Below are 18,912 nucleotides of genomic sequence, written 5' to 3'. Positions count from 1 at the left end.
TCCCGGAGAGTATTAGCACTAGAGGTTATCGCTGCGCCAAAAGTCACTGTGGCTAATAATCGGAGCATCTAAATACAAAGCATGCCAATAATATTCATAATGCACATGGGTTTCGGTTGCAGATTGACAATCGTTGGCATAAATATTTTTCCCCTCTGGTGCATGGTTCCCTTGCCAAAAACCATCACAAAATAGGTTATTGCAAAAGTAAGCACCACCGCCATAAACCAGAGCAGTATTATCCATTGCCTCAACTTTACTTTCATCACAACACGCCACAGCACCACCAAATTTAGCAAGGCAATGTTTAGCCTTAATATGAGAAAGAGCCAAACCGTAAGCCCCACCGCCGGCATTGTTTTCCGCGCTACAATAACGAATATTTAATGCCTCTATGTGGCTGACAGTCTGCTGACCATTTTGCATCTCACCATAAATAGCACCGCCATTTCCAGCTGACTTATGGTTAACGATATGGCAATTTAATTGACAGTTTTTGGCATATTTAAGCTCAAAGGCTCCACCAGATGTGGGATGAACATAATTGTCGCCATCAAAGGTAAAACCTTCCAATTTGATATCTTCAACTACGGCATTTTGATGAGTCCCTTTAATAATAAAACGACCGACAGGCATATCATTAATGCGAGTATCTTTGATAATACACGTGGTTTTCTCGTTAAAGCCGATAATGCTCACACCTGAGCCTAACACCACAGTATTTTTCAACATGTACTTACCACTGATGGCACTCTCACTCACAAGGGGAAACAGCAATATGGTGGTATTTTCTGCTATTTGAGTATCATGACCACAATTAAACAGGGCATTAAATTCAGTTTGACAATAAATGGCGCAAACCTTGCCACCATAACCGAACCTCCTGGATACGTCATCAATATAAGCCTTAACTGCCGCTTGAGTCGGCAAAACAGTCTCCGAAGCAGCCTCTCCTCCTAAGCTAACATCATTAGAAAAATCGGTAATTTCAAGCGAACTTTGGAAAGCTAGCCCCTCTTCAAGAATCACCTTTTTAGCCGTTAACTCCTGCGCTACATGCACATTGCCGTTGACATCTAAAGTGGCTGTTGGGGTTGGACAATGGAGGCCTAGTTTACCGTCAGCAGTCACAATAAGCGCCCTTTGCTTATCAGTGGTCGTGGTATTGCTTAACTCTGATAATGGAGGATTACTGACATCAACAATCAATGCAGGCTGTTCAGTATCAGCACAAATATGCATTTTGGCCTGAGTCTGCTGCTTATCCAGCCCAAGCGCTAAACTTTGATCAAACTGAGCCTTACCTTGGAATACACTACTGCTATTGACCGTTAAGCTGCTTTCAAGTGTCGTAGGCGGGCAAAGCGTCACACAAGCCCCCATATTGGCAACGGTTAAATTTCCCTTTAACGTTGTATGATTCCCCACATCCAAATTAGCACTAAACGTCACATTTTCCACAACATCTAAGGTGCTTAAAAAGTGGCAGGCTCTGTTAACATCTAAGGTGTTCTTCAACGTGGTTTTACCCACAACCTCTAAACTGTCTTGCAACACGGTATTATCACCAACGGTAAGATCTGAATGTAAAATCACATCCCCCCAGACATCAGCCCCCTGAAATTGAGTCACCCTACCTCTAATTTCAACGGTATCTCTAACAAATAACGTTCCTTTTATATCAACCTGACCACTCACATCCAATTCGACTTGAGGATTATCCGTGCCAATTCCCAGCTTTCCTCGGGCAAACACAACCGGGGCCTCATTTTCGCTGATAATTTTAAAAGCACTCGCATAACTATTTTGAAATAAGCACAACTGCGCCGTTCTTGCAGCATCATTATCCGGATAGTTTATATCACCTATCACCGTTTGGCCGTTCAGCTCTGTAAGGCCGTGCACCTTAATGTTACTGCTAAATGTCGCCAGTTGATCAACGTATAAACAGTTATCTAAATACGCCTGACGTTTAACATGCAAGTCTTGATTTATCTTTGCGGTGCCAGCCACGACCAATTCAGCATCGGGATCAGCAACCCCAACGCCTAGCTTCCCCTGTTTAAAAATTAATCCACTGTCTTCATCGCCGACAGTATCAATTTTAAACGCCGCTTTAGTAGGGTCAATTTGTTGAATATGCAATCGAGCAGTAGGTTCAATAGTGGATAAGCCTATGTCACCAGAAACCAATAAGTTATCCCTAAAATTAGCCCTTTTATCCACCGTCATTGCCAAGCCTGAAACATCATCACCCTGAATATGTAATTCATCATCTACAGTCATTTTTCCAGTGACATTCACGGTCTGGCTAAACTCTGCAGTGCCTGAAACCACCAGCGCGTTATTAAATGTACCCAAGCCCGTCACCGTCAGTTCACCAGTGATATCAACCCCATCTGCAACCGCTAATGACTGACTAAACGCCCCATGCCCAGTAACATTCAGTGCGTTTATCCCCTCATCACCACTATGACTCACGGTCAAGGGGCCTGTCACATTAACCGCATCATTTAAAAATGTTACACCGTTCACCGTAAATATATGTGAGACTTGAGCCTTGCCTAATACCTCTAAGGCATTGTCCCCTTCAGCCATATGTTCAATTCTAACCTGACCTGAAATCTGTGCATCACCTAACACATCAAGACTTTTATCCCCAAGTGGGGTATTAATGGCCAACTGACCAGCACTGGCGTGAATATAATCAAGGCTGTCTGTTTGTACTATTTTTAAAGGTATCCCCGCCACTTGCTGATTTAAGTTCAGCGTCTCTTCAGTTGCGTTGAGTAAGGCATTAATATTAAAATGGCCGAAGATATCTGTCTCGCCATAAACAGTCACAGGCACAGGTGCTGATGCATGACCGAAAGAGGCTCCCGCCTCTGCCACGCTAAACATGGTATTTCCAGATTGATCGTTAAGCACATTCAAGCCAGATAAAAAGCTGGCCTGCTCATCAAATTGACTGGCCGCCCCCACATGAAATGCCACCAGTGGCTCACTAACATGAAAGCCTAGCTTATCAGCTTTGCTGGCCATCAAGTTCGTCACGGTTGTGCCATCTTGATGCTTAATTCGGATAGCTTTAGGTATGCTGGTATCAGAGGTCAGGCAAAAACGTGCATGTTCAGCCGAATCACTGGTTATATCATGACCCAATTCACCAATCGAAAGATGCTTACTAATACTGGCATCGGCTAACTCAGATACAAGGCTGACGGTTAAATTGTTAACCTGGCTATTGCCGCTAACGTGCAAATTGACCGGGGTATTATCATTGCCTAAATCCACTAAACCTTGTTTAACTCGGATCACATCTTTATTTTCATGATCCTTAACCAATAATGCCGAACTGTCTGCACCTGCCGCTTTGACTTGCAAAACGGCATCGGCAATCACCTCATCGGTGACACCGACAGCAAGTTTATCCCTGACATTGGCCTTGTGTGCTGATAACTGGGTTTTTGCATCCAATTTGCCATAAACGTGGGTGTGCTGTAATGATGTTAGCCCCTTAACATTAACATCTAAATTAAAGGTCGCAGCAGCTGCAGAAACAGGCCCCGTCTCGGTGGTGGTTTCCGGCCCCACCACTAACGTTCCAGTTTGACTTAAGCCATTAATCGTTGCAGAGCCTGCCGTTAATTCGCCCAAAATATCGATCGACTTCGCCGTGATAGCCTCATTAACCGTTAATGTATCACCCACCAGAGTACGAGCCATTAACTGAATATCTGCGTCTGCGCCATTGTCTGTCACTTTCACTACGGTTTTATCATTTTTACCTATCCTAACCAGTTCACTTTCACCCGTACTGTAAACATCAAGCTTAGCGCGAGGAGTGGCGATGCCAATACCAAGCCTTGTTTCCACCGACAAACTATTGTCTACTCCGTCCATCAAGGCGCTGCTGCCTATTCTGACATTGCCGCTAATATCCAATAAATTTTGCGGATCATCATTATGAATACCTACACGCCCGTTACCCTTAACAACCATAGGGGTGGTGTCTTCGCTACTGTCTTCGAGGCGCAACAAATCGCGAGTTTCACTGGCTATATTTCTAATGTTCAATAAAGCATTTGCACTCGAACCAAGTTCACCTATATTCACTTGATCTTTAAACTCTCCGAGCGCTCCAACGGTTAACGTTTGTGTCGCATCTACACTCCCGGTGACATTGATATCCCCCGTGACATCCAGCGCGCCATTAAGCTGAGCATCACCGTGAGCATTTAACTGACCGTCAACGTCAAACTGGCCATTGAATACACTGCTACCCGTGACGGCCAGCGCATGAACTTGACCAGCAGCATTCGTTTTGCCAATCGCCACATCACAGTCAGCCTCATTGTCATGCACACTAAAGGTATTATAAACCTTAAGAGTTTCACTGAATTCAGTTCCCCCTAATACCAATTTATCGGCAATATTAAGCTTGTCATGTTCGATATAACTCGCTCCAGCTAACGCAGCAGGATCGGTTAATGCGATGCCTTTAGCAAAACTGATCCGGCTCTCATTCACCGCAATACCATCATCCAGTTGATTGATCGCTGCATCGATTAAGTCAGCAAAATCATTACCCGTTGGAGTTTCGTTATTCGCAAATTTACTTTTTAAATCATCACGACTGCCAGTTTCTAATGCTTCTTCAACAGGCTTAGTTTGCTCATCACTCATGTGAATTCCTTATATGCTAAATGGTTCGTTAATGGCCAGAGTCAGTTCAGGCTTATGCTTTGAATACGGGTTGATTTTGGCGATATTTATCGGATAATTGGTTTTCAATTGCTCCAGTACTGGGTAGCCAATACGAAATGTTTGCCCTATTTCACCTTTACTGATGCTTTTCGGGGTAATGAGCCTTTCCAGATGTTGATGACACAGTGCCGTAAACAACTCAGCGCTTGTCAGGTTAGAATAAAGTGGCTCCTCCACTTCAAGTAAATTTGTTATTTGCGCCACTATTATCGCTAAGCTCAGTCCGTCCACCTCAGCTCGATGTTCCACTGCTAACCAGATCTTCAAACTCAAACGTATCAGGCAGCTAAAAAGATAAGAATTAACACTAACACCAGGGTAATGACTAGGATTATCAATGAGTTTAACCCTTAATTCATCGATAACCCCCCGCAGACTGGCATGATGTAATATCAATGAATCTTGATCGGTAAGCGAAAGGTTAATTTCAATACTCAGCGCAAGATTTAACAAGCTGCCTTGCCCGCTTTGATTAGGATAAGCCTCAGGGTTCGTATCAATTAGCTGACAAAAATACTGCTTAATGCTGGCAAGATCATCAGCCTCTAACGAGTTGGCATAATCGTCTAGTAAGATGGCATGCTCAGGGGTTAATTTTGCTTTTAACGCCTTAATCACCTCTGGCATTCCCTGATTAAGCAGGTACATGTTCAGTTGGGCATCGACCAGGCTTTCATTACTGTATTCAAGCAACCAGACCATTAAGTCTTCCTGAGACATTTCCCCAACCTCACCGCCGACTTCTTCCAGTAGAAACAACATAAATTGGGTGGGTTCATAGGTGAAATGTCTTAGATATAATGATAAAAGCGTCACTAGCTCTTGCTGTTCTAACGATATTTGTACCGTATCCAAACTGGCTTGAATCGGTTCACGGACAGGTAACACCACCAGCGACTGCTTACTTAAACAATTTAGCCAAGCATAATAAACTCGCTCAAATAAACTCATCTCCTGACGATTGACCCGAATAACTTGAGGGATAATATGTACCGGACAAGACTGCTGAATTTGTGTATTGAGTAGATGATTAAAATGCATTTCTGCTAAGCGCGTCGGCCAGTTTGGCACCACGAAATAAAGTTCATTACGTGCAAAATGCTCTTCGGTACCACCGTGCCTCAATAGCTCGGCTTCTAACAAATAAAAACTTTCCCGATTATTCGTCGCCAGTGGAATTTGTCCAATATGAGAAAACCCCATAAACGTCATGATCCGTTGCGCTAATCCACTGACATAATATTCACTGATATGACTGTGCAAATAGTTTCCTCCCCCAGCACGATGCTTACTTAACTGAGGGTAATGATCAATAATCTTGACCAAATCGATAATTTGTTTTAATCCTGTCAATTTCTCGATAAAGGCATTATCGGTACTGATATCTGAGGGAATAGGTTCAAAGTCCTGTAAATAATGGCCAAACACCGCTCGGTACTTAAGCAGGTTTGCATCTAATGTCGTTTCTGCGAACCGAGCAAGTAAATGCGCCATACTGCGCTGTAATCGATCAAGCTGACTCTCACTTAACACAGGCTCAGCCAACGGTTGAAAGCCCTGTTGCTGATAAGTACTAAAATAATCCCCTAATAAATGTTCCACCCCACTGATATTAGTGATCGGCTGACTCAACTGCGTTATCGGTAATTGGCGCACATCTTGCCAGAAATGAGCAATTTGTACCGACGACAGTGGCTCGCTAGCCAACATACACGCAAACACCTGCGCCAACCTTGTGTAAACGGCTTGTTGAGGTAAGGCTAAGAGTTTTCTCAAATTATCCAGCTGAGCACATTGATCAGTCAGAATCTGATCAAACAAGGTTAAATACCCCTTCAACTGCAAAATGCCAGCCTGCTCTGTCGTGCCTATCGTCCCGTCAAAGCGAGATTCTGCTAACCTATACACCGCCGGAAATTCATGTTGCAATGAGATATATTGATTTAGATTCCGATAGCGCCCACTTATATACTCAGTCAAAAAATCATTATGACCAACAGCATCAATATCTTGATTAGCATTGGGTGTAAAACTGTCCAGTATTGTTTGCTTCTCTGCAACGCTGAGCACATACCCCTGCCCCTCTATCGATAACTCAAGCTGGGCCAGACTTGCTGCAATATCAAACATAGGCACATGATCGGCTGACATTTTCAAACGCCAGTTAAGGTAATTTTTTCCTTGATTAAGACTGTCGCCAGCAACAGGAATAAAGCTGAACGCCATGATTTTTTTTAAGGCGCTCATACTGTCAAGCGCTTCAAAGATGTCCGACGCATAAATGGTGCTAGGCATCACCAGATCTGCCACATCCTGTTCGAGAATAAAACCATGTTCAAGCAAGGGCCCTTGATAAATCTCATCTCCGCTATACCCCGCCTGCTTTAACACATCACCAGAGTAACGTTTAACCGCTGCAGAAAGCAGGTTTTGAGTACGCTTAAATACCTCAACAACGGTATTAAGGGGATCATCGATACGTGTAAAATCCAATGAAAAACCAATAACCACCTTATGTTTTTCAATCGGTATAATGGCATTAAGATCTTGATTAACATTTCGTTCAGATAAAAATTTTTGTCGCACAATGTCATATAGAGCATGTTTTTCTTGCGGGCTTTTGTCTTGCCAGTGATCGTCTAAATCCACTCGAATATTCAGGCTGCCACTCGTTGAGTGCTGAGTACTATCAAGATTGTTTACCGTAGAAAAACTCGCATTTTTTATACCGGGAATATCGATAATAGCCCGACGATGATCCGCCAGAGTCACCGAGTTTGAGGGTAATATTTGTGGCGCTAAATAAAATGCCTGCTGATTATCATCGTCATCATCTGCGGGATTAACCGCGAGTAAATCAGCAATAGGAAAGTCCAGTCGATAACTTAAATCTGAGATAACAAAAGCCAGAACTTCCAATAAAGTAATGCCAGGATCGGCCGTGTTATGATCGCTCCACGTGTCACCGCAAACCGTTTGGAGCAGCGATAACGCCCGCTCTCTTAACAACACGCTATTTTGGCCATTTTCAGCCAAAGTAAGATCTGAAAGTTCAACGAGGTTTTCTTGTATCATAATCATCCCATATAAAAGACATACGTCGGCGGTCTATCAGCCAAACAGGTGCAAAGAAGCCCAGTGACTAAACGACGTTGCTTAATGTATTTTGTGAAAGGTTTAATTGAATTTAGTGAAAGGTTTAATTGAATTTCACCAACATGGCGCGATCATCAAACACAAGGAACTGGGTGTTATAATCGTCTTGACTAACCCACAGTAAAGTCGAGCTCTAAGCGGTATTTACCTATCCCTTCAAATAACTCCACATGGGTATTAAATAAATTAATTTTATGATTAACTTTAGATACCAACATCGCCTCAAGTTCACTGGGTTCAATCCGATTATCAGCGAGGTTTTTCGCACTATAGCGTTTAACCCCTCCCTTGGATAACGCTTGCCTAGCGCGCATCACATATATTTTTTCTAGCGCCAAGTGCCGCTCTAGCACCATCGACAGCTCAGTCAGATAGATGTCTGTTGCTAAGCCGGTATGGCTGGAATGAACCCCGTTCCAGGGCGTCATATAATCAACAATAATTTGATTAAGCTCACCTGCTACGCTTTCAATATCAAAATCAGAGGATATTTTAGCAAATAACTCCAGCTCAACCTCTTCATACACGGGATCATATACTTGACTTATCACCCCAAGCGGGGCAACTTGTTCCACATAGCGCTGTATTTTTCGTTTTAAATAGAGTGGCACTTTAGGTTGTAAAATTGCGGGGTTATGGTTTACTGGCACAACAATCATGGCCACCTTCACTGCGCCACTCACCACCTCACTACTATCAATCTGCCTCTCAGGAAAACAGCGCACCAAATATAACTCGGGAAACTGTGCCAGCACCAAATGTTCATAATCCCAGGCGGTTATCGCCCTATTTTTATGTCTTAGTCGTTCACTGGCACGGATAGCCAGCTCAGATCCCGGCTCAGCACTTTTACCGCCAAAAGAAGGATAAGGCTGTAACACTTCAACAATGTTAGGATCGGGCACCACTAAATCGGTAATACTTTGCGCCGCTAAAGGTTGGATAAAATGACTGGGATCATTGTCTAAGCCCACCAGCTCAACCTCAACTCCCTGAGCATATATCTGCTTAATGCGTGAATAGAGGGCAAAATCCCCATTGTTAATTCCTTGTGGGCTAATAGACAAACGGATCCAAAAACGGCTGTCACCCATAAAGTTAGCCCCGATAGTCAGCTCAGGTAACTCAAAGGTGATCACACCACTATCGAGCAATTTATAAGTCGAATCTTCGATAATACGAGCACTATTAGGATGACTGCTATCAAAGAATACCCAGCCTGACTCAGTCAAATAATGCCAGTCAATGTTAGGGTTATCGCTAATGTTGCTGCCATCGACAGGATCAAGCTGAAAATATAAACGGAATTGTCCCGGTGTCACCACCCTAGATAACCCTATGTACAAACTCCCCAGTGCATCCAACGGGGGTAATAAGGCAATGCCGTCAGTATCCCGCCTTTGGATCACAGGACTTCCCAGCGGATGAATATAGTGCAATTTATGTCGATTATGGGACTCATCCAACGTAAATTCAGCTTGGGTTTGATAATTCAGCAACAAAGAATCCAACGCAGGAGTATAAGGTTGATACACTTCAATAGGAGTGGGTTCTACCTCATCTTTAGTCTGGTTAACTCCCTGATTATACAATGGCATATTCTTATAAGCGGTATATTGCACTACCTGAGAATACTCACTGTGGCCAAAATCATTATTACTCAGCGTCAAGCTGAACCATTTAGGCCAAGCTCGGGCGCGCTTTTCCTCTAAGGGCAAATCATGATATGAATACCCATTCGTTTGCGGTTGATGAATAAATTTCAGTTGATGTTGGTCAATATTATTTACCGGTGCATTACTGCTAAATAAGCTCTGCCCCAAACTAACTTGAGCCAATACATCTGAGTGGGTGATATCCACTAAGTTTTCTTGCCAGTTAAGCTCGGTATTACCCGTTAAATACTGCCGATATTGAATATACGCTAAGTAATATTGCTGCCAATCTTGCGGCCGATCGAGCCAATTAAAGGTGACACTGGCCTGCTCAACCTGCTTAACCAAGAGCTCAGGATGAGTAAACTCAAACACTGACGCAATTCTAGGCTCTAAGGTAAAAGGGGTAAAAGGACTACTGGTATCTAAGTTAGTACTGCTATTATTGGCAATCACCCCCCCCACGTCATTGACGGTCACATGCAGACTAATACGACTAAAACTGCCGCTTCTGAGCAAGCTAAGCATTGGACTTTCAACTTCACCATAGCTGCCAGCATACATGTGTGGTTTCAGGACAAAAGTAATAAAGGGCTCTTGAGACAATATTGCCTGCTCTTCTGCCGATAAACTGTCGTCAAAATACGTACTCACTGGTGGAAATAAGCTTTGTAACACAATAACAACCTGCTTATCTGTTGCATCAACGCTGCAAAAAGGCACATCAGCATTCAAGGAAAGCATGCCTTCAGCACCAGAAATGGCCAGATCAAAATATTGCGTCATATCAAGAAAAGGGAACACGACCCCTTCCTTTTCAGCAAAATCGATCTTTAATGTCCGCAGTCCACCGCTTAACATGAGTGCCGGCGATGATAGAGTAAAACCGAGTTCCGGCGTGCGCTGCCTTTCTGGGTTCACCAAGGCGGTTTCACCAAACGTCAATATGCCATCATCTGGTATCGTTATGCCTTGCTCGCGATCTCGAGCAAACGTGAGCAACATACTCCCATGCTGTTTATGCCGTGATAACGACAACACCTTGTCCACCTGAACATGATTCAATACACAATTACGCTTGCTTTGATACACTAAGGCGCCACCAGCCTGATCTTCACCGCCATTAAATTGTGTCCCTTTTAACAAGGTCATCGAAGCGACATCGTCACTAAGGGCCAGCACCAGATGACTTTTATCCGCCTTGGGCGGCCTAAGCTTAAAACCCAGTACATCGCGATAATAATGTTGCTGATGCAAACCAGTAAAGCGGTTAAATTGTTCAAAGGGGTACTGCATCATGGTAAAAAACGCCAATAACCCGGCAATATCTGGACGCATCGCCAGTGCTTTTATCTCAGCATTAACAGGCTCTCCCGCCAATAAAGCTTGCAATCCTAGCCCCTGAGCAGTATCTGGCAGTGCCGATAACCAGCTGTCGGTGATATTTTGGGTTGCACCATCGACAAAACCCAGTTCATTGGCAAACGCACGCATATAAGCCAGCCACCCAGTCAAGCTGCGCTCTTGCATGCTAAAATAGTTTGCCGCAAGCTGGGCTAAGTCTCTTGAATTTTGGTTGTGCCCTAGGGCTTGATTAACGCTGACAAGGGTATCCGTCACCACTGTTGCGAGATTGGGATTGATTATTGAGGTCATTACACGATCCTAAAAACTGAATGCAAAGCTGCATGTATACCCAAGCCACTTCAAGGTGCTCGTTTCAGAGTCCCAATAGGATGGCTGAATAAGGCAGTGATTGAGAGAATGGTTGTTCCCTTGTTGATAGCACTAACGCAGTGCAGGTATTCTCTGGGAAGTCCCGCAGGGCATGGCTAATTACCTTAAATAATTCACCAATTCAGAGCCCCTTAGGTTTTTCAATTTACAGCAGGCTATCCTTCACTCAAATAAAACGGAAACACCATATTACCAATACTATTTGTTTGTTTAATCAGATATTCCAGCTCTATATTCAATAAGCCCTCATACAAATCACTGCTATCAAAACTGATGGTTTGTAAGCGGATCCTAGCTTCATTTTGCGCTATCGCCTTGGTGATCTCTTCCTTTATATCGGCCAAGGTCTCGCCAGTTGGAGCATGAAATAAAAACTGCTGCAACCCGCAACCGAAGCCGGGTTTAAATAAACGTTCGCCAATCTGGCTATTAAGTAAAATATAGATACTTTGCTGAATAAGTTGTTCATCCGCTAGCATTTCTGGCCCAACACTTGGAGCACGAAATTGCGGCGGGAAGGCCCACCCCGTTCCAATAAGAGCATTAGCACTCATGATGTTATCTCCACTTTGTCAGCCACCTTGATATTGACATTACCTCCAGTGTTAAAATCGATATTGTCGCCCAAGGCAATACTATTTTTGTCATCTTTACCTTTAGTTAAAGCAATATTTTTATCGCTAAGTGTTAGTGACATTAATTTCTTACCTTTTTTATCTTGCGTTGCAATACTCAGTCCTTTCTCCCCCGTTCCCATCTGTATGACAGACTGAGGTTTATCTTTTTCTTTGGCACTTAAAACAACAGACTTATAAGCATCAAAAATCAAAGAAGCCGAAGAAATTTTCTCTCCTTTATCATTCAAGCCTTGCAGATAAATCCCAGGGGTTAACTGCCAGCTCTCTGAAGGTTTATTGATTGGATTATGCGTGGCACCCACAATCACCGGATAGCGACTGTCACCACCCACAAACGCGACCACCACTTCATCGTCTTCATTAGGAAGAAAATATAGGCCTGACTCTTTACTCGCGTGAGGTGACAACAATCGGGCCATCACCACTTGTTTCTTACCACTACTAATACCCGGCAACCAAACTGGCACTTGGTGCATGTCATCAGGCCCCTCCTTAATGTTACCCACTTTCCCCATAAGGTGCGGCACTGGTGGCGGTGTTAACCAATCTGAAAACAAACTGTGATGCAGATGCAGTCCCAGCGTGATATATAATCGCCAGCCTTGGGGGGTAATGTTGTGCTCTATGGCGGTCACCACATATTGACCTGAAAACACCTCCCCAAATTCAGATAAATCTAACGCCTCCATCAATTGAATCTTAATCGCGGCTGAGAACACCCCCACATTAATACTGAGCTGCCCCTGAAAACGGTCAAGTTGTCGATAAATCAGCTGTGCATTTGCCCAAGAGTTCAGTTCCTCTGCGGATTTAGGCTCGGTAAAATGGCCGATTAAGCTAGCTTTTACATCCTCTGTCAATGGCTTGATTAAGTCGGTCGGCACACTGCTTTCCCCCGGTTTGCCCGCTATCATCTCTTGCTTATCAATAGCCCAGGCCATAGCAGATGCAGACTTAATTTGAGAGCGACTATCTTGATGTAAACTAAAACTTTCAATCCCACTGCTTTCCCTGCGAATTTTATGTACCTCCTTCGCCTTCTTCCACGCCATTACCTTGTTCATCGCTGGCGTCGGCACAAAGAAAAAACCATTCGCCAGTATGCGCGCCATCATGCCCCGCCAAGGGGTTTGCTGATAGATAACATATTGCTGGTTAGCAATGGATTTTGTCGCCTCATCAAGATCAATTTTGCTAATATTAGCTTCACTCAATATAGCCTTAATAATGGCGCTATCATCTTGTTGTTTTTTCTTATCAAACAACTGATTTATCGGACCTTCGGTTAATTTAATCACCTCACCGTGAGCGATAATGTCGACATAACTTTGCCCGTCAATACCAATCGTTTGCCCAGTGATTAAGCCACTAAAAATTAACTTTTTAAGCGGATTATCCTCGGTGGTTAGTTGCGCATTGATGTTAATCTCTTGGCCTGTGCTCAAAAAATCTGCCTTTGCAAGATTATAGGTAGCAAGCGCCAGATCTTCATCAGCCTCATCCTGAGCAAGGCCAGTCATGCGTATTGTCAACTCAGGGATCTGATTGACTCCGTAAAAACAGCTCAGAGATATCACCTGAGACGTGATGTCTTTATCACCGATTAAAATGTTGTAATCAGCCACGGTCTTAACTCCTTATGCTTCGAGGCTTTCATCAGCTATCCAGTTCACTGGCTGGTGGCATTTTTACCTGGGTGCCCGGTGTTGGTTTGCGGACACTATCCATATCATTTTTTTTTGCCAACTTGGCGGTTTTACCAGCACTGCCATATTTCGTCACAGCAACGGCTGCCAATGATGCCCCAGCAAGCAATAACACATTCTGCGTCATTAACATCGGGCTTATCCCCATGCTTTTTGCTGCTGCCTCGCCTGAGCCAGCATATGTAAACTCACACTCTACCCGTGCTTTAATGCGATCGCCAAACGCATCCACCAATTCATTTTTCACCCTCATGTTGGTTAATAAGCCATGAAAGGTCCCGCTTGCGGTATCCATGAATGGCATATTCTTAGACTGAATAGACAGAAATAACGGTTTGTTGGTTGTGCTATCCGGACTTTTGCATAACTGAGTGAGTTTTTTAATCTGTTTTTCAACACTATAAGGCAATGAACCACTTTTAGGATTTAAGAAGAGCACAGGGGCAATAAACGGCGTACCAAAGGTCGTATCATCTAATATAAACGTCACTTTCAACGATGAAGGCTTAGAACCGGAAAAACTGCTATTACCCTCGCTATTAATGACCTTGGCACTGCTCAAACAGGCATCATAACTGACATCTAAGCTTTCTTGAGAAAAAGGCAAGGTCACACTGCCCTTTTTATCGCTTTGTTTCTTATCTGCATACCCAGTAATTTTTAATACGGGCAACGACATACGACTCGCATCAATAAAATTTGACATAGATTATGGCCTTTTTCGTTGATGATTCTTTTTATACTCGGTCGCTAAATAGTGACTTAAGGCTTCATCAAAAGGGGCTTGGCAACATGCCATAGACTCGACTTTTTTTGACATTTCTCCCAATTGTTCTGTTAATGCTTTCACTTCGTTTTTAGTCTGATCCTCGGTGAGTTTTTTCGCGTTCCCTCCCACGACTTCACTGCTCAAGGTGACGTTATTAACACTTGTACTCGCTTGTTTATTTTGTTCCATTTGCGATATACCTATACGTTTTTCGTCAGTTTAAGCGGCAGGTATTTGATGCCCGAATAAGTAAAACTCATCGACTCAATCAATAAATCATTACTGCCTGCATTCAAGCCATCCCAATCCCAGGATTCAAGATAAGCATTGCTCACCAGCCAGGCATTCATTGGAATATTATCTTCATCTAATATCGAGACGAGAATATCTTTACGTAACAGCCGCGTCTCCCAAAACAGGGATTCGGCAATATTCGCCGATAATAAAGGGCTCGGGGCGGTAAATACCCCGCGCTTGAGTACTAAACTTTGAGCAGGTATTTGATTATCTAAACTTGTCATGCCACCGCTGCGGGTGATGCCACGACTCATTTTCAGTCCTGAGACGTCTTTAAATTCAATATCAACTGGGTTTGGAACACCTGCGGTCATGATCACCACGGCAAATCGGTAACCGACCAAGGGTAAACCGCGATCTATTAACATAACACTCCCCGTTAGATAAAATATAAGCGCCCCTCACGAAGCGCTTTATGGCATCTTAATACCAATCAATATAAAAAAGTGATGGATATTACTTAAACTCAATGCTGATTTCATCAGCCATTAACTCTAATGACTCAACACTGGCTTCATTGGAGCCACCATTAAAACTCGGTGCAGTCAGCTTCTTAGGAAAAGCATTTTTCACCGTCCAGATCACTAAATCAGCATCATTGTCATCCACAAGCACCACGGTGATATCCTGCTTTTCGACCTTGTTAAGACGAATGGAACTCAACCAGTCATAAAACATACTCTTGGTCCGAACCAGGCCACGTTTCATGGTAATATTGACATCAGTAGATTGCCCGGGCATGTGTTTTTTACCAAAGCCATCCTTATATGTAATGGTATCGACGCCAATATCTAAGCCTGAGACCTCAGAAAAAGCGACGCTATTGGTATCATCCCCAGTAATACTGACGCGGAAACGATAAACGGGGATCGGGTAATCTTTTTCAATATCGGCTACTGTCGTTGCCATAAAATACACTCCAAAATAGGTTAAGATGGATACTGGACTCGCTCGCTGCCTTCAGCAAAGCTATAAAGCCCAGCCCATGGTGAGTTAAGTAAACAGAAGGTAAATCACACTAACGAATGTTAGCCTTCGAGGCTTTTATGTGAAAACGTCAACACAATAAACTCGGCTGGGCGCACTGCCGCTAAGCCTATTTCAATGTTCATGATGCCGTTGTTGATATCGTCTTCGGTCATGGTTTGGCCAAGGCCAACATTCACAAAAAATGCTTGCTCTGGAGTGGCACCGAAAAATGCTCCCTGCTTCCACAAATTATCCAGATACCCCTCAATGGTGGTTTTAATTTTTAGCCAAGTAAACGGCGCGTTTGGTTCAAACACGGCGAAATAACTGGCCTTTTTGACCGACTCTTCCACCATGTTAAACAAGCGGCGCACCGGCACATAACGCCATTCGTTACTGTTGCCATCTAAGGTACGGGCCCCCCACACTAAGGTGCCTTTGCCCACAAAGCTGCGAATGGCATTAATGGATTTACCGGCATTCACATCGACATTTAAATCTTCCTGCTCACCACTGTCGATACTGATACTGGGCGCAATAACTTGTGCCAGCGCCACATTGGCCGGCGCTTTCCACACCCCATGTTGACCATCGGTTTTTGCCATCACCCCAGCAATCGCCGCGCTAGGGGGGAGCTGTAAATAATGCTTACTGAGTAAGGCCTTAATTTGGTTATAAGCTGCAGTGGAGCCAAAGCGATAAGCTGGGTTATTCAAGGCCGAAAGTGGCACCACCTGTGTACCATTTTCTTTGACCAAAGTATGTTGTCCAACGGCGACACGTGTAGCATCGGCTTGGGCATTATCGATAGCCTGCCCCTGCAGGTTCAAGGTCAACGATCCATCAGCGGTTCCTTCTGCCTGATAGAGACCATATTGCGGTATATTTGCAATGCGCTGGCCCATAGTAGCAATATTCGTTATGTCCACCGCATAACCGGCAAAATCGACATAAATCTCAGCAAACAGCTTCACAAAAAATGCTGCATGAAATCCCCCCCCAATGTCATAACCGAATGCATTAACACTCACTTCCATAATCGTAGGAGTAGCAGGCACAGTAGCATCAAGGGTTAATGCAAATAAGTCTGGCGTGCTTGTGTATAAAGCATAACCACTCCATGGCATATTAACGCTCACCCTATCTTCATCATAACTGCGCGCCACTGAAGTGCGTAAATAAGGATAATACGCCGCACCATACTTAAGCCCCTGAGTGATCTTGTCGCGCATTAGGCTAGCGTCGTCGCGAATGTGGCCGCTTTGCTGCACATCCACCAGCGCAAAACGGTCTTGCATACTTTCGCAATGCTGCAACGACGCATTGTGTACATCGTAGTGCGCCTGTGCACCCAAGCAGATACTTTCAGGGCAAGAGATTAACGTGACTTCATCAATCTTCTTTAACGCGGATATCGCGCTGATAAAACTATCTTTATCCGTAGTTGCTTTTACATATCCAGCAATACTCACCACATAACACGTGCCGCCACCATTGGCAAAAAAATGAGCCACCGCTTGATACAAAAAAAACGGTGATAGATTGGGATTGACAATTGTCTCACCAGTACCTGTGCCCACAGTATGCTGTTTAGGGATAACAAACTCACCCGTTGCAGTATTGTGACTAACCGTGACCGCCTCGTTAAACTGCCCACCAAAAATCGCCATAAACTCCATCATATTGGTGATACGTTGGGGCAGATTAAGCAGAGTGTCGCCTTTACTGTCTTTTGTAAGCTGGGTGTAACCGATAAAAGCCGGTATCGCGGTGGGCACTTCTGCCACCGAAGGCGAAAGCAGTGACCTTTCTTTTACATAAACGTCTGGCGTTTTATATTGAGCCATGGATGTTCCTTATTAAGGTTGGGTTGGAATTAAATAAGTTGAATAAATAAAAATATATATAGGGGATAAAACAAGTAAGCTACGCCACATCAGTCCCATATAAGGTGTTCTGAATGTGCTGGGTTTCATCTGAAAATAGGCTGATATTAGGATGGCTGTTTAGCTTAACTATCCCTTGTAAAGATAAGACGTCGCTAGACACGATTTGTGACACACATTATTCTAAAAAAGGGTAATGCTCAGCGTGACTTGGGCCCCCCGCTAAACAAAATGACACTTAGGGGCAATCGGCTTGAAAGTGCCTTCGCCATCATACGTCGCGGTGGGATCGGGCTCAGGCGCTTTTGGCGGAGCAACAAGTTGCGAAGGCTGGGTAACGGTTAATTGTGCCTGATAACGCTTGCCTTTAATGATATAGGCTTTTTGGTCTACTACTGTTTTAGTGCTGAGTTGAGAAGCATCCAGCTGCACGATTTTAATTTCGCCAAGGCCGGGTACATTATGCCCTTGCTTGATATATGGGCAAGCCTGGGCGACCGTTTGCGCTTCATCCCCCTCTACGCAATGCTGCTTGCCCTCTGTGGCGCTTCTACTTGTGCCCGTCATGGTAGCCGGAGGCAAGGGGCCTAAAAACATTATTCCACTAAAACTGCCAATATCAAATAGAGCGTAGTCACCCGTTTTAATTACACTGGTTGGCATAACACCTCCTCATTTATATGCTTATCTGGCTTAGACAAATCATTTACCCTGTATCCCCCCCATATCTCAACAAGATGGCGTGAATGTCACCTATCTTAGCTGCTCACTTAAGACTCGCGAGTAATGTAAGGGCCAGTATTGGACACCATGGCCCAACTGTGATTACTCACTTTATCCGTGGCAATGGCCGTCACCCCCGCCCGAATGCAATCGCGCCAGTTATCGCGACTATTGGCGATATAGGCTCTGGTAATGAAATTCGCTTGCGAAAACGTCAAAATGGTTTTGGTCCAGATGGCGCTATCTCGGTTATAAATATGAAAATTAAAAAAATCCGATTGCCTACCCTCGGCGGCATCACCGTGGGATGCTTTAAACGTGATTTTGCCAAAATTTTTCGTCGTCATGGCTATCATTCCTATTCACATTTTACCGGATGGATGTAAATGTTCTTGGTTGGGATAAGGTTAAAAAAGCAGGGTATTTGACTCACACGGTCTCTAAACTACTTGAGCTATCAAGGGGATCGGTAGATAATGAACCTATTCATGCGATTAAAAAATCAATACGATGACTCAAGATTATCCACTGCGCTGGCAACAAAGGTTTCAAAACTTTAGTAAGGCATTTAACCTTTTACAATCGACCATCATACTTGAACAGCCCACA

12 protein-coding genes are annotated in these 18,912 nt (G+C 44.0%); 1 reads left to right on the top strand and 11 read right to left on the bottom strand.

The genetic code is table 11. From position 1 onward, the window contains the following. Nucleotides 1–18: 18 nt before the first annotated feature. From HQQ94_RS09605 to HQQ94_RS09555, 11 genes are all read right to left on the bottom strand, one after another. Nucleotides 19–4,686, bottom strand: coding sequence for a hypothetical protein (locus tag HQQ94_RS09605; protein WP_173294213.1), 4,668 nt, complete (start codon nucleotides 4,684–4,686; stop codon nucleotides 19–21). 9 nt (nucleotides 4,687–4,695) lie between these two features. Further along, a complete protein-coding gene (locus HQQ94_RS09600; protein WP_173294212.1) occupies nucleotides 4,696–7,842 on the bottom strand; it encodes a hypothetical protein in 3,147 nt (1,048 codons plus the stop codon). Between the two features lie 191 nt (nucleotides 7,843–8,033). Continuing rightward, nucleotides 8,034–11,234 carry a hypothetical protein gene (locus HQQ94_RS09595; RefSeq protein ID WP_173294211.1) on the bottom strand — a complete coding sequence of 1,067 codons (3,201 nt, stop codon included), beginning with the start codon at nucleotides 11,232–11,234 and terminating at the stop codon, nucleotides 8,034–8,036. Between the two features lie 236 nt (nucleotides 11,235–11,470). Continuing rightward, on the bottom strand, nucleotides 11,471–11,869 hold the full coding sequence (locus HQQ94_RS09590; RefSeq protein ID WP_173294210.1) for a GPW/gp25 family protein: 399 nt from the start codon (nucleotides 11,867–11,869) through the stop codon (nucleotides 11,471–11,473). After that, the gene (locus tag HQQ94_RS22980; protein ID WP_173294209.1) at nucleotides 11,866–13,578 is read right to left on the bottom strand and encodes a phage baseplate assembly protein V; all 1,713 of its coding nucleotides are present in this window, start codon (nucleotides 13,576–13,578) and stop codon (nucleotides 11,866–11,868) included. Before HQQ94_RS22980 ends, HQQ94_RS09590 begins: the two co-directional genes overlap by 4 nt. Nucleotides 13,579–13,609: 31 nt before the next feature. Continuing rightward, on the bottom strand, nucleotides 13,610–14,365 hold the full coding sequence (locus HQQ94_RS09580) for a hypothetical protein (protein ID WP_173294208.1): 756 nt from the start codon (nucleotides 14,363–14,365) through the stop codon (nucleotides 13,610–13,612). A 3-nt stretch (nucleotides 14,366–14,368) separates the two neighbouring features. Then, entirely contained in the window at nucleotides 14,369–14,617 is a 249-nt protein-coding gene (locus tag HQQ94_RS09575; protein WP_173294207.1) for a hypothetical protein, read from the bottom strand. Nucleotides 14,618–14,628: 11 nt separating this feature from the next. After that, the gene (locus HQQ94_RS09570) at nucleotides 14,629–15,093 is read right to left on the bottom strand and encodes a phage tail protein (protein ID WP_173294206.1); all 465 of its coding nucleotides are present in this window, start codon (nucleotides 15,091–15,093) and stop codon (nucleotides 14,629–14,631) included. Between the two features lie 88 nt (nucleotides 15,094–15,181). Further along, nucleotides 15,182–15,634: a phage tail protein gene (locus tag HQQ94_RS09565; protein ID WP_173294205.1), complete on the bottom strand. Its 453-nt coding sequence runs from the start codon at nucleotides 15,632–15,634 to the stop codon at nucleotides 15,182–15,184. Nucleotides 15,635–15,753: 119 nt separating this feature from the next. Further along, nucleotides 15,754–17,541: a phage tail sheath C-terminal domain-containing protein gene (locus tag HQQ94_RS09560; RefSeq protein ID WP_173294204.1), complete on the bottom strand. Its 1,788-nt coding sequence runs from the start codon at nucleotides 17,539–17,541 to the stop codon at nucleotides 15,754–15,756. 261 nt (nucleotides 17,542–17,802) lie between these two features. Further along, nucleotides 17,803–18,243 (bottom strand): hypothetical protein, encoded by a 441-nt coding sequence (locus tag HQQ94_RS09555; RefSeq protein ID WP_173294203.1) that lies wholly within the window; start codon nucleotides 18,241–18,243, stop codon nucleotides 17,803–17,805. Between the two features lie 83 nt (nucleotides 18,244–18,326). Between HQQ94_RS09555 and HQQ94_RS09550 the strand changes: the two genes are divergently transcribed. After that, nucleotides 18,327–18,689, top strand: coding sequence for a hypothetical protein (locus tag HQQ94_RS09550; protein ID WP_173294202.1), 363 nt, complete (start codon nucleotides 18,327–18,329; stop codon nucleotides 18,687–18,689). The last annotated feature ends 223 nt before the right edge of the window (nucleotides 18,690–18,912 follow it).

Source organism: Shewanella sp. VB17, from assembly GCF_013248905.1.
Taxonomy (GTDB): domain Bacteria; phylum Pseudomonadota; class Gammaproteobacteria; order Enterobacterales; family Shewanellaceae; genus Shewanella.
This window is presented reverse-complemented; position numbering and strand designations above follow the sequence as displayed.